14 protein-coding genes and 3 pseudogenes are annotated in these 12,648 nt (G+C 61.3%); all 17 read left to right on the top strand.

Annotation, left to right across the window (positions count from 1 at the left end):
- The first annotated feature begins 1,094 nt into the window (after positions 1-1,094).
- Positions 1,095-1,553: a hypothetical protein gene (locus ASG60_RS13815; protein ID WP_056386166.1), complete on the top strand. Its 459-nt coding sequence runs from the start codon at positions 1,095-1,097 to the stop codon at positions 1,551-1,553.
- Positions 1,550-2,167: a hypothetical protein gene (locus ASG60_RS22830; protein WP_156398908.1), complete on the top strand. Its 618-nt coding sequence runs from the start codon at positions 1,550-1,552 to the stop codon at positions 2,165-2,167. Before ASG60_RS13815 ends, ASG60_RS22830 begins: the two co-directional genes overlap by 4 nt.
- Before the next feature lie 335 nt (positions 2,168-2,502).
- Positions 2,503-3,183 carry a hypothetical protein gene (locus ASG60_RS13810; protein ID WP_156398907.1) on the top strand — a complete coding sequence of 227 codons (681 nt, stop codon included), beginning with the start codon at positions 2,503-2,505 and terminating at the stop codon, positions 3,181-3,183.
- 80 nt (positions 3,184-3,263) lie between these two features.
- Positions 3,264-4,280, top strand: a complete 1,017-nt coding sequence (locus ASG60_RS13805) for a DUF2169 domain-containing protein (protein ID WP_210168498.1) — start codon at positions 3,264-3,266, stop codon at positions 4,278-4,280.
- Entirely contained in the window at positions 4,277-5,449 is a 1,173-nt protein-coding gene (locus ASG60_RS13800; RefSeq protein ID WP_056386159.1) for a DUF4150 domain-containing protein, read from the top strand. Before ASG60_RS13805 ends, ASG60_RS13800 begins: the two co-directional genes overlap by 4 nt.
- 10 nt (positions 5,450-5,459) lie before the next feature.
- Positions 5,460-6,491 carry a hypothetical protein gene (locus tag ASG60_RS13795; protein ID WP_056386157.1) on the top strand — a complete coding sequence of 344 codons (1,032 nt, stop codon included), beginning with the start codon at positions 5,460-5,462 and terminating at the stop codon, positions 6,489-6,491.
- A gap of 694 nt (positions 6,492-7,185) precedes the next feature.
- Positions 7,186-7,506, top strand: coding sequence for a hypothetical protein (locus ASG60_RS22825; RefSeq protein WP_156398906.1), 321 nt, complete (start codon positions 7,186-7,188; stop codon positions 7,504-7,506).
- A gap of 72 nt (positions 7,507-7,578) precedes the next feature.
- Complete coding sequence (locus ASG60_RS22820) at positions 7,579-8,613, top strand: hypothetical protein (protein ID WP_156398905.1); 1,035 nt, start codon at positions 7,579-7,581, stop codon at positions 8,611-8,613.
- Position 8,614: 1 nt separating this feature from the next.
- Positions 8,615-9,109, top strand: a complete 495-nt coding sequence (locus tag ASG60_RS13785) for a hypothetical protein (protein ID WP_056386154.1) — start codon at positions 8,615-8,617, stop codon at positions 9,107-9,109.
- A 74-nt stretch (positions 9,110-9,183) separates the two neighbouring features.
- Complete coding sequence (locus ASG60_RS22815; protein WP_056386152.1) at positions 9,184-9,381, top strand: hypothetical protein; 198 nt, start codon at positions 9,184-9,186, stop codon at positions 9,379-9,381.
- A pseudogene (locus tag ASG60_RS13775) lies at positions 9,317-10,002 on the top strand (IS630 family transposase); the annotation flags it as partial. The gene ASG60_RS22815 and the pseudogene ASG60_RS13775, both read left to right, overlap by 65 nt.
- 81 nt (positions 10,003-10,083) lie before the next feature.
- Positions 10,084-10,560 carry a hypothetical protein gene (locus ASG60_RS22810; protein WP_156398904.1) on the top strand — a complete coding sequence of 159 codons (477 nt, stop codon included), beginning with the start codon at positions 10,084-10,086 and terminating at the stop codon, positions 10,558-10,560.
- A gap of 12 nt (positions 10,561-10,572) precedes the next feature.
- Positions 10,573-11,133 carry a hypothetical protein gene (locus tag ASG60_RS22805; protein WP_156398903.1) on the top strand — a complete coding sequence of 187 codons (561 nt, stop codon included), beginning with the start codon at positions 10,573-10,575 and terminating at the stop codon, positions 11,131-11,133.
- A 7-nt stretch (positions 11,134-11,140) separates the two neighbouring features.
- The gene (locus tag ASG60_RS22800) at positions 11,141-11,284 is read left to right on the top strand and encodes a hypothetical protein (protein WP_156398902.1); all 144 of its coding nucleotides are present in this window, start codon (positions 11,141-11,143) and stop codon (positions 11,282-11,284) included.
- A gap of 372 nt (positions 11,285-11,656) precedes the next feature.
- A pseudogene (locus ASG60_RS23270) lies at positions 11,657-11,842 on the top strand (hypothetical protein); the annotation flags it as partial.
- Positions 11,839-12,366: a DUF4150 domain-containing protein gene (locus tag ASG60_RS13765; protein WP_056386148.1), complete on the top strand. Its 528-nt coding sequence runs from the start codon at positions 11,839-11,841 to the stop codon at positions 12,364-12,366. The pseudogene ASG60_RS23270 and the gene ASG60_RS13765, both read left to right, overlap by 4 nt.
- 57 nt (positions 12,367-12,423) lie before the next feature.
- Positions 12,424-12,648 (top strand): annotated as a pseudogene (locus tag ASG60_RS22790) (hypothetical protein); the annotation flags it as partial.

Here is a 12,648-nt window from a genome sequence, read left to right as displayed (position 1 = left end):
GAGGCTCCAGATCAGCCCATTGCGCGTTGCTCAGCATCGTCCCTCCTCCATCAGAGAGACGAAAACGCAAGCCCAGCCAATCTGTTCAGGCGACGACAGGCCCTACGCGGGCCAGGCCCGCGACGGCTACGTTATGGCCGTTCGCAAGCACCTGTCAGCCTACACCCAGGCCCGCTGGCCGAAGGAGGGTGAGTGTTACACGACCATCGAACTCCTTTCGGGAGCCGAGATGGCCGGCGCGGACGTCCTTGAGGACATCCCGGCATACCTCGGTCCGCTGTCCGGCGACCGGTGCCCGCACAAGTTCCCGGGCCGCGTCGAGACCTCGATCGGTCACGTGCTCAAGGACCCGTCGATCCGGACGATCCGCGTCCTAGAGACCGGCTGCCGCCTCGCCCTGGAGCGCGCCGAGGCCAGGACGGATCCCATGCTTTCCGAGACGAAGCGGGTCGTCTCCGACTTGCGGGACCGCTGCTCGGTCTGGGCGGCTGCCCCCGCGCGGCCACGCGCTGCGCCGGTCCTATGCCTGGAGGCCTGGAGGGAGCGGCCGACGAGTTCCTCCGTCGACGTCATCACTTATGGCCTGATGCGGAGCATGATCGAGTATCTCGGCGCCTCGCTGATGCCGCCGATACCGGATCCCCAGGCCTACCTTCCGGAAAGCAGGCACGCGCAGGTCGCGATCGTGTCCGGGGAGACGCATGCCCTCGTCCACGTCCTGTCCGTCGTGCAGGACGCGATCGACCTCGGGCCGCCCGACGAGGAGGAGGCCCGCAAGGACCGCATGAAGGGCCTCGAACACTTGGCCTTCATGAACGAGGTCGATGTCGACGTGCAGGAGGACCGCGCGGGGATCGTCCGCCGGCCCGCCGCGCCGCCGCCGCATCCCCTCGACGACGGGCGCACGTACGGCTCCAAGGAAGGGGGCGGGCACGCAGCTGACACTGGCGGGCGGGCCGGTGCTGTACGTTCCCGATCTGGTCAAGGGCGAGACGCCGCCCCCGCCGGGCACCTGCCTCAAGCGCATGGCGGCGCAGGGCGTGGCGTTCGTGAGGTCGAACTGATGGCGGCGGGATCGTCCTCGTCCGACGCTGGTGTTCGAGAGCGCGGAGGCCGGGGGCGCGCGGCGGGTGCTGCGGCCGGAGGGCTTGCCGGATGCGCCTTCCGCCGAATTGGCCTTCACGGACGACCAGATCGACGTGCTGAACAAACGCCAGCGCGATCTTGGCGTGGCCGCCTACCTGCGCGTGGTGGCGCAGGACGAGACGGCGGGCGTACCGCAGGAGGTGATGCTGGCCTTCGTGCGGCGTGCGCGGGCGAGCGGGCAGGAGCTCGGCATCGCGACTGAAGCCGGCATCAAGCGGTGGGCCTACCTGCTGATGATGACGGACGGCAAGATCGAGAACGTGCCCGAGGCGCGGGCCTACCTCGCACGCGGCGATGAGGCGCCGGACCGTCAGGTGGCGAAGCTGATCGGGCACACGGCGCGGGCGTTGCGCGAGGGGCGGACGGTGCCGCCGCTTGAGGGGTTGAGCGTGAGGCCGCTGCGATGAGCGGGGGCATCGGCACGACTGCGGAGACGGTGGGTGGGGTTGCAGGCGGGATCGCGGGCGGCTTCGTTGGCGGTGCAGTAGGCTCGGTGTTCGGTCCTGTGGGGACGGTGGCGGGGCGCTGGGCGGGGTCGCGGCTTGGCCAATGGGGCGGCCGTGCGGCAGGGGGCTACCTTGCGAGTAAGATGAACGGCGCCAACGACAAAGCCGAGCCGAAGGACAGAACGCAGGACAAGAGCAAGGACAAGGCGGAGGACGACTGTGTTGGAGATTGTAAGAAGAATGAAGAAGAGCGTAAAAAGGCAGCCCAGAAACGAGCCAAGGACATCGTTGACAACCCCGAGCAGTTCCGTGGTCAAGACAAGGCCGATGTCGAGCAGCAGCTGGATAAGGATCTGAGAAATGAGTCGGGATGGACTAAGGAACCTATTAACGAGGGAACTGGTTCGAAATACACGTCACCGAATGGCAATCAACAAATCAGACTTAACGATGGTTATCCTGACGGCTCTACCAGAGGAGATTCTGATCCGCTTCATAGTGGGCCGTATTTAAAATCTCCCTCAAATGGTAAGAGTGTTCCCTTGAGAGGCAATCCGGCCCTAAACATCATGTAAGGAAAGCTTCTATGATCGATAAAAATTTGGGCCACAGGCTGGCTGATTTTATCATTGACGATAAGAGCTTAGGTCAAATTTTTACTTATTTTCAAAGCAATACTGGGTACAACTCCAAATCTGTAATAGATTGTCTTATAGAAATGGAGAAAATCGGATTGGTAAAGTTTTATAAGTATTATGAAAAGACAAGAAATTACATTGATCTGTTTTCAGTAAACTTGTCAGATATGGATGAGATACGTCTAGTTATTACAGAACAAACTAAAAAAACTTTCGATTATTATAAAGAAACGAAAGATGTTTGTTAATGTAAGTTAAATGACAAGCTAACTATGTCGGTAACAGCAAAAAAGGAAGAGGAAGACCGCAAGAGGGCAGCACGAAAGCGGGCGAAGGACGTCGCTGACAATCCCGATCAGTTCCGCGGTCAAGACAAGTCCGATCCTTGGCAGGCGCTCGGCGCGGTCGGCACCTTGAGCGGCGGGATGGGCGGCATCACCGGCACGATGATGCCGCAGCTCGCAAGCTCACTCATCGGATTGCTGAACCCGGCAGGTCAGCAGGCGCAGAAGAACGTCGGCAACGGGCCGAGCCCGCGTCCCGATGCGGGCTCGGCGTTGGCCGCGGCCGGCGGCGCCTTCGGGCAGGCGGCGGGTGGGCTGTTCTCGATGGGCGGCATCCTCAACGCGACGGTGGGCCTGATGCGCAACGACAGCATCGGCATGGCGCACGTGATGCAGGTCGGCACCAGCCAAGCGATCAACATCGGCTCGACCAAGAACGAGAACGTCGGCAAGGCGCACATGCACACGGTCGGCGAACAGTACGTCACCAATGTCGGCAAGGAGATGCAAACCAACGTGGGCGAGGTGTTCCAAGTCGTGGTCGGGAAATCGACCCTGACCATGGATAAAGATGGCAACGTCACCATTACCGGCACGAAGATGCTTCTCGGCTTTTCGGAGTCTGTGACCGTCTTCGGCAAGGTCATCGACCTGAACCCTAAGCGATAGGGGAGGGGGCGATGCTCATCCGCAATGAGACTTCTTTCGCGGCAATGGGGTTCGGGCAGCTTCATCGCGACGGCTTGCCCATGGCCGTGATCTGCGCACGCGGCCGCTACGAGTTGTCTGTCGACGGTGCGATGCGCCTTGCCGACGATCAGGCGCTGGTTCTGAGCGACGTCTACGAGGGTGATCCGCAGCGCACGCCCCTCGTGCGCGTCGCCGACCTCATCCCCTACAAGCCGGAGGCGGATGTGACGCTGCTCGGGACGGCATACGCTCCGAAGGGGACGCCGGCGCGAAGCTGGGAGGTGGCTCTCGCCGTCGCGGACTACGAGGTCCGGCTCAGGGTTCACGGTCCCCGCGCCTGGGAGCCGGCGCTCAAGTTCCTCAAACCGACCTGGAAGCTCGGCGCGGCCGAGCCGACGACGACCGTGCCGCTCGACTACCGGCTCGCATCCGGCGGCCGCGTCATCGGCGACGCCGAAGGCGCCGTCGATGCCCGCAATCCTATCGGTCTAGGGCTGCTGCACATCGAGTTCACGCGGATCGGCAAACCGTGGCGAGCCCCGCAGATCGACAGCGCGGACGCATCCGTGGAGTCGCCGTTCACGACGCCGCCCCCACAGGGCTTCGGGCCGGTTCCTCCGTTCTGGTCCTCGCGGCAGCGGCGGGCCGGCACCTACGACGAGGCTTGGCAGAACGCGCCCGAGCGGCGTCTGCCGGGCGATTTCGATTATCGCTTCTACCAGACGGCCCCTGCGGCACTCGCGCTGCCGCATCTGGCAGGCAACGAGACCGTGCGCCTCGACGGACTCGTGCCCGGCGGGGGCCGGGTCGCGTTCACGCTGCCCGGCGTGGCGCTGGTGGCCCATCATTACTGGTTCGACGGCCGTCAGGTCTCGGCGCGGTTGGCGCTCGACGGCGTGCATCTCGACCTCCGCCGGGCGGACGGCCCCTGGTGGGTGGACCTGACCTGGCGCAGCTTGGTCGCGGCCTGTCCGGCCTATGACGGCGCCGTCCTCGCTCAGGTGCCGTGCGGCGAGGCCGCGAACCTGCCGACCTCCGGCGCGTTCGGCCTCGTCGAGCCCGAGGTGGTCGCGTGACCTGGCCGCGCGAAGGCTCGCGCGACGTCCACGACGGCATCATCGTGTCTCAGTTGCCCGACATCTGCCTGACGCCGCAGGGCGGGACGATGGTACCGGTGCCCTACACCATCTGGTGCCGCCAGGCCGACGCCGCCAACCTCGCCAACAGCATCCATCAGACCGACGACCGTACGCACGCCAAAGAGTCGCTGGTCCTCAAGTGCTATGGAGACGAGCCGGGCACCGGGGGCGGCATCCGATCCGGCACGACCGGTGCCGAATGCACGCCGAAGACCTGGTCCGCGTCGGTCTTCGTCGAAGGCCGCAACATGGTCCGCCACCACGACGAATGGTGGATGAACCACAGGAACACTTATGGAAAGCTGATCTATACCAAGGATATGGACCACGCGGAGATATCGGATCCGCGTGCGATATCTCCGACGATGGCACCCGAGCACGGCGTCAGATCGCTATCGAATGGCCCCCGGCCTGCGTCGTCGTTCTCCGCTCAGACCACACCCCTCGGTGCGGGGAGTCCCGCGATCGGGGCGGGGATCGGAGGCGCCGTTGCAGGGCCGCCCGGTGCGGTCGTCGGTCTGGCCGCCGGCACCGCCGTCCTGATCGCCGGCGTGGTCGTCTACATCTTCACCGGCTCACGCACCTCACGCAAGCCGGACAAGTGCCCTTGCGTCGTGGCTCCGTATCGGCAGTTGAGATATGTCTGCGGCAAAGCCTGCGTAAACGGCCAAGCACATCACATCATCCCGGATTATACGAAGCGTTACGGCAGCCGCATCGAGGGTGAGATCGGCTTCAAGCGCATCAAGGGGCTGGCTAATTTCCAGCAGGGCATGTCGATATGCTTGCAGGGCAATGCGAAAGACGATTTTACCGCGCATTGGGAAGCGTATGGAGCCGACAAGCAGATCGCAGACCTCGGAAATCATCCGTACTCATCACTCAGTCCTACCGGCACCGCACCGATGCGCGAAATTACACGGATTAGCCGTGATCAAACAATTTCCGCTCGGAAGGAGTGTGAAGCACAAATCCGCGCTGGTGTTGCGCAGGAGACGGCAGACACCAATCCCAATCTTCTGGGGCGGACCTATCCGGACTCGCGTTATCCTCCCTCTTCCAGCACCGTGCCGATTCTGTCGGGCCAGTCTCCGACCGTGCATTAGGACATTTTGAATGCCTAAGTTCGAACTCACGCGCGCAAGAGCGATCACCGCGGACGTGCTCTACGTAGCCGCCCTACCTAGGAAGGCGGATGCGAACGTCCCGTTCACGCGCGTCTGCCAGTTCTATCAGGGCAAATGGGACCGTGCCGACGTCGACGTCGCGACCCAACGCATCTGCCTCTACCATAGACCGGAAGGCGGTCGCATCGCTGTCTACATGTCGCCTGAAGGCCAGTTGTTCTCGCCCGAACCCAGTTTTCGCGGCAGCCGGATCGTCAACAGCGCGCTCGCGACGAGCAAGAAGCTCGGGCGGCTGGCCGATCTGCGGCAGGTCGGAAAGTACTTGGTCGCCTGCGGGGATGGCGGCCAGACGTACCGGCAACGTGACGATGGCGGCTGGGTTCCCCTCGATCTCGGTGTCTTCGATGACCGCGTCGACAGCACGTGGGCTTTCGCCATCCGAGCACCAAACGTTAAAACATTTGCTGAAGAAGAAGTGTACTTTGATAATCATCCTACCGAGAAGGCAGAACTTGATCGTCGCGTGAAGAGCTATATGGCAAACCTCATGCTTCATGCAATCCACGGTCTTAGTGTCGACGAACTCTACTTCTGCGGTAAGGACGGGGCGGTCTACTTCTGGAACGGGCATAGCTCCGGGAAGATTACAGTCCCCACGTCCTCATTCCTAGGCGACATCTTGGTCGAGGACGCCGAGACTGTATGGATCTGCGGCCGGGACGGGACGCTGCTGCGCGGCAGCGCCAAGCGCGGCTTCACCGCGATCCCGTGCGACGGCAGCCCGCAGTTCTCGACCATCACGAGCTTTAAAGGGGCGATATTCCTCTCGAGCTATGCCCAGCCGCGCGGTGCGTTCGTCTACGACGGGCAGCGGATCCGGCAGGTGTCGAGCGGGCTGCGGCAGGAGTTGGATGACGTCCACACGGTGGACGGCGTGACCGACGCGCTCTGGGCGGTCGGCTCGAACGCCATCGCCCGGTTCGACGGCGCAACCTGGGAGCAGATCCCTCTTCCAAAGTGACCCACTTGAGGATGGTGTTGAAGCTCAATATTGCAACGTTAATACTGATACGCTCGCGCGTACTTACTTCGACTCTCGCTATCCTCCGTTGACAGACCCAATTCCGGCTCTTTCAAAGCCAACGACCCACCCGCAGGAGATGATATGTTCGAGATAACGCGGGCGCGAGCATACAGCAAGGATGTGCTCTACGCGGCTGGAATGCCAGAAAAGGCCGAGGAGCAGGAGTCTTTCACAAGGATTTATCAGTACTACTAAGGCTCATGGGAGCACGTTGATGTAAAAATATCGACGCATAGAATCATTGCTTATCGACGCCCCGAGGGCGGCCGGATCGCCGTCTACGTGTCGCATGAGGGCGTCCTGTTCTCCCCAGAGCCCAGCTATAAGGGTGGCTTGATCGTCGATGAGAGGAAATACAAGGGCAAGCGTCTGGGCCGGCTATCGGACCTCCGCCAGATCGGACAGCACCTCGTAGCCTGCGGCGAAGGCAGCTTATTGGGCGGCGCACCCTGATTTGAAGGCGGAACAGGAACGCAGAATTCAGCTCTATATATCTAATAAAGACTTACATTCGATAAACGTTTCAAATCTAAACATTTTGTATGTATCGAGTAGCAAAGGCATTATATACTTATGGAACGGCTCTAATTTTTGAATTATTGAAGCATCAAAAGATGCTTATCTCACTGACGTGCTGATTGAGAACGAGGATGATGTTCTGGTTTGTGGTCGCGATGGAACGTTGTTGCGCGGCAGTGCCGCTATAGGATTTCATGCTGTTCCGTGCGAAACAGATGCCAGGTTTTCAAAAATGGTTAAGTTTAGCGGTAAGATCTATCTCTCAAGCTACGCCAATCCGCGCGGCGTGTTTGTGTATGACGGTACATCTGTACGCCGAGTTTACAGCGGGCTGCAGCCCGAACTCGAGGATGTGCACACCGTGGATGCTGGCGACGACGCGTTATGGGCTATCGGCTCACGCGATATCGCGCGTTTCGACGGGACGTCGTGAGAGCGCATCAAGATGCCGAATTGAACCGACGGCTACGGCACCGATGCCCGAAACGAATAGTGTGAGCCCCTGATGACGAAGCTTGTCCTCACTCGTGCACGAGCGATCACCAACGAAGTCCTCTACGCAGCGGGGGTCGATGACGACGCCGACGCGGCGGAGCCAATGACGAAGGCATACCAGTTTTTTCACGGCAAGTGGCAATCTCGCGAGTTCCCCGTCGCGACACAGCGGATCGCCCTCTACCATCGACCGAAGGGAGGCCGGATCGCAGTTTACATGTCCCGTAGGGGGGAGATGTTCTCACCAGAACCGTCCTTTCGCAGCGGGCCGATCATCAATGAAGCCTTCAGCTCGACGAAGAAGCTCGGATACCTCTCCGACCTTCGCCAAGTTGGCAAATATCTTTTCGCCTGCGGTGGTGGAGGCCAGACCTATCGACAGCATGATGATGGTAGCAGGACAGCCTTAGATCTTTCGCTTTTCGATGATTTCGTCGATTCTAACTGGGTTTTTTCTATTCGAGCTCCCGGAAATACAGGCCGAGAGCAAGATGCCTATTGGGACAATCATCCCAGCGAAAGAGCTGAGCTGGATCGTCGCTTAAGCCTTCTAAATAAAAATCTCCTTCTAAATGCAATCAACGGGCCGTCCATCGACGGTCTTTACGTATGCGGCCAGAAAGGCGTGATCTGTTTCTGCAATGGCCAGAAGATGGAAAAGCTGGAGGTGCCGACCTCCTCCTTCCTGCTCGATATCCTTGTTGAGGACGAGGACACCATCTGGATCTGCGGACGAGACGGAACGCTGCTGCGCGGCAACGCCCGGCAAGGATTTACGTTAGTGCCCTGCGAAGAGCGGCCGATGTTTTCGACCATCACGCGGTTCAACGGCAAGATCTACCTGTCGAGCTACGCCAACCCGCGCGGCGTCTTCGTCTATGATGGTCAATTGCGACAGGTGGCGAGCGGATTGCGGCGCGAGCTGAACGACGTCCACACGGTCGATGCCATCGAGGGCGCCCTGTGGGTCGTCGGGTCCAAGGACATCGCACGCTTCGACGGCACCTCCTGGGAGCGCATCAAGATGCCGAAGTGGTCCGACTGAGATGACGGCGACGCCCGCGCTGATGGACGAGGCGGTCCAGCGGATCAACTGCTACGCCGTCGGCGACTGGCTCGAGCGGTTGCTCGCGGCCACGGGACAGACACTACCGGCGACGGCCGTGTCCGCCGCCGGTGTCGTCCTGCCGCGCGCCGCGGGCCTCGTGTTCCGGGTCGGCGCCATCCCGGCGCGCCCCTCGGCGTCCGATCCGCGCGACCTGCTCCACCTGATCGCGATCGAAGGCGACGCCACGGTTCCCATGCCGCTCGGCCTGAATGCTGCGAAGGAAACCATCGGCAGCGCGAGCGCCAAGCTCTCGCAGTCGATCGCAGGAGGGTCGGTGGCGGAAGTGGCGTCCGGTGATCGCCGCGTGTCGTTCTTCATGGCAGGTGGACGAGTCATCGAGCTCCGGTTCGCCTCCGGCCTCGTCGGGTTCGACCGCATCCTCGTCGCCCGGCTCGGAGAGCCGTACGACTGGAGAGATCCTTCCAGTCGCTGATCCTTCCGAGCGGACGGGCCGTATGGCGTCAAGGCGCGCAACGCACCGGCGTCAGGGCGGCGAGCGCCAAGAGCATGATCCAGGCGGGCGGCGCCGGCATGGCCGGCGCCGGCACGCAGCTCGCCGGCCAGGTCGGCGGGATGATGGGTGGCCTCGGCGGCGTGATGAACACCCAGGTCTCGCGCTTCCAGAACAACACCACCGGCCCAGGGCGTGCAGACCAGCACGAGCGGCCTGTCGCGGTTCTTCGGCCGCCACGGCATCACCCGTAAAAAGGGGCTCTCTACGCGGCTGAGCAGGAGCGGGCGGACGTGAGGGCGGCCCGCCAAGCTTGGTTCGACGCCATGCCCGATCTCGCCACCGACACGCTCGTCTTCCTCGATGAGACTGCGGCCGCCACCAACATGGCCCGCCGCTACGGAAGGGCGCCGCGCGGTGAGCGTTGCCGGCTCCTCGTGCCGCAGGGCCACGACAAGACCACCACCGTCACCGCCGCTCTGCGCAGCACCGGCCTGTGCGCCCTCAGCATCGTCGATGGCGCCACCAACGGAGCCCGCTTCCGCAACTACGTCGCCGACAGCCTCGTCCCGATGCTGCAACCCGGCGACACAGTCATCCTCGACAACTTGCAGGCCCACAAGGTCGCCGGCGTGCGCGAGGCCATCGAGGCGGTGGGGGCACGGGTTCTGTACCTTCCGCCCTACAGCCCAGACCTCAACCCCATCGAGCAAATCTTCGCCAAGCTCAAGCACCTGCTGCGAACCGTGGGCGCCCGAACCGTGCCAGACCTCTGGGCCGCCATCCGCGATGCCTTCGCCCGCTTCACACCAGACGAGTGCCGCAACTGCCTCACCGCCGCCGGATACGAAGATGACTTGGCCGTCGCTACATAGGTGGGAACGGCTCTAAGCTAGAGGCGCTGATCACGGCGATGACCGGAGAGGCACACAGAGCGGAAGGGAGCCGATAGGATCATGGCGGCTGGTCTCATCGTCCCTGCGCTGGAAGGTCTCGGCGCCGCCGCTGCGTGGGGTTATCGCGCGTATCGCGGATATCGTTTGTACCCGCGGGCCAAGCGTCTCGAGGAGATGTCGAAGACTGCAAACACGTTGCTCAACGAAGTTAAGCCAGACGAATGTACTGGAAAATGCGAGAAAGTAGATGATAAAAAGCAAAGAAAAACTCCGGACGATGTTCTTTCCGATGCGACCCGCGATCCGGAGGCCCGAACGCTTAAGGATAGTTCGGAGCAATATAACAAAAAATGCGGAATGGCAGAAGCGGATGCAGATTTTGATTCCATGCAGCCGAACAATATAATATCAAAACCTGGCGGAATTCGGGTTGGTGAAATAGAAGGTGGAACACAGGTCGTTGTAAGACCTAAGAGCGTCCCATCTCTCGAAATAAATCCAACTACCGGGATGCCTTCTGTTATAAGATATAAATGAGGATCCGAAGTAATGGCGTTTGATCTCATGTCTGATCATGAGCGCAGCCAATTAATTCAAGCTGTAGATCCAGCCCTGCAGACAGTGCCGGATTATGGGTCTTTTTTCAAGTATGGGTTTTTGGATGGGAAAAAATGGGGATCAGTAATTCACGGTGGAGATTTTAAAGACCATGATATGGTTATTTCCAAATCACTCCAGAAACATAATATTAGAAACTTAGTATGCGGAGGCATTGCTGGGTATATGGATGAAGCTTATAGAATTTCATCTAGCCATGAAGATTTGAAAAATGTCAGGAACAAGTATTTTACTCCGTCGTATTTTATAACAGATGAACTTCAATCATTTATGATTGTATCCGATAGCGACTACTATTGGGGGTTTGCGTCGGAAAAGAATATTATAAATGATACATTTGATGGCGACATAAAGAAAATTATGGACCCTTTTCGAGAAAGCAATGCTTCTTTTTTTGGAAGCACAGATTATCATAACAAGAAAATAGGCAACATGATTGAAGATTATTTAGAAATATGCTATAAATCTTGTAGAAATATAGATTTGATATAAAATAAACTTGATCTGTTCGGCGCAGGTGGGCCACGCGTGGTCTCTGTCGGTGGGGGAGAGCGCCAAGACGCAGATCGCCAAGACGGCGCAGACCATCGTGGGCGAGGGGTCCGAGGAACGGGTCGGCCGGACCGAGGTGATCGACGGCTGATCCGTCGTCGGCGACCATCCGTCGGCCTACTGCGACGGCGAACCGGATCAGGTCCGCATCATCGCATTCGGCTCGGCCGATGCCGAGCACATCCACGACTGGGGGCGCCAGTTGAGCTTCACCCTGGGCAAGCGCGCGGGCGGGGACTGAGAGTTCCTGACGCCGTGGCTCGCCGGAACCGAGGCTTTCACCCTCGACAACCTGCATCCCGACGCGCCTCACCTGACCGGCRGCCTGCCGGGTATCATGCTGGGTGTCACCGCGCGGGATGASAGGGCCACGACGAAGCATCCGCTGGTCCTGGATGGCGTGCAGTTCGACCTGCGCGCGGGCCGCGACGCGGTTCTCCTGACCTGGCGCTGCCGCTTTCCNAGGGCCACGACGAAGCATCCGCTGGTCCTGGATGGCGTGCAGTTCGACCTGCGCGCGGGCCGCGACGCGGTTCTCCTGACCTGGCGCTGCCGCTTTCCGCTCCCCGATGCGGAGCGCGCGGAGATCGTGCTGGCCGAGCGCGCCCGGCTGCGCAGGAAACAACCGGACGAGGAGGTCGCGGCATGAACGGGCCCGATCCCGATGATTCGTCCGGCGACGACTATGCCGGGGAGCCGCCGCGTCCCGATCCCTGGACCACGAACCGCCCGCTGGAGGGCATGCGCGACACGCACGAGGCGCGCGTCGTCTGCCTGTCGCCGGACGTGTGCCTGACGCCGCGGGGCTCGGCCCTGGTGCCGGTTCCCTACCCGATCGTGGACTACGGCGACCATTTCGACGGCTACGCGTCTTCGGTGCGGTTCACGGCGCAGACGGCGATGGTGCTGCGCTCGAGGACGACGCACGTGCACGGCGACGAAGCCGGCACGGGCGGCGGCGTGAAGTCGGGTACGCATCGGGACATCACCGAGCCGATCGGCCATGCGCCGCAGGTTCGGGCGGAGGGCTCGCCGGTGATCCGGCACCTCGACCGGTTCTGGATGAACCGGCGCAACACGGTGGGCGAGGCAGTCTACGTCAAGGACCAGCGGGCTCGCTTGGCCCCTGAAGACGACGATCCGCTGCCCGGCTCGCTCCGCCGCGTGACCTGAGGACCAGCGCCGGCGGCAGGCTCCTGCCGGGCGAGCGATGACGGACCGATCCCGACGATGGCAGGAACAGCCGAACCGACTTGGAGCAAACCGCCACCCACGGCGTCGGCGAGCCCCAACCTGGAACGCTTGGGCAAGTGGGGACGGTGGCTGCTGAAGGGCGGTGGACCGATCGGCCGCGCGGCGACGGCGATCCTGGACTCGTCGCCGACGGCGATGCCGTGGTTCGACGAGGTTCCTCGAGACGATTTCGAGACGAGCCTGTTCGCCAAGGCACGGCAA

It is taken from the genome of Methylobacterium sp. Leaf469, from assembly GCF_001424745.1.
Classification (GTDB): Bacteria; Pseudomonadota; Alphaproteobacteria; order Rhizobiales; family Beijerinckiaceae; genus Methylobacterium.
The sequence above is the reverse complement of the archived record's forward strand: the minus strand, read 5'-3'. Positions and strand labels throughout refer to the sequence as shown.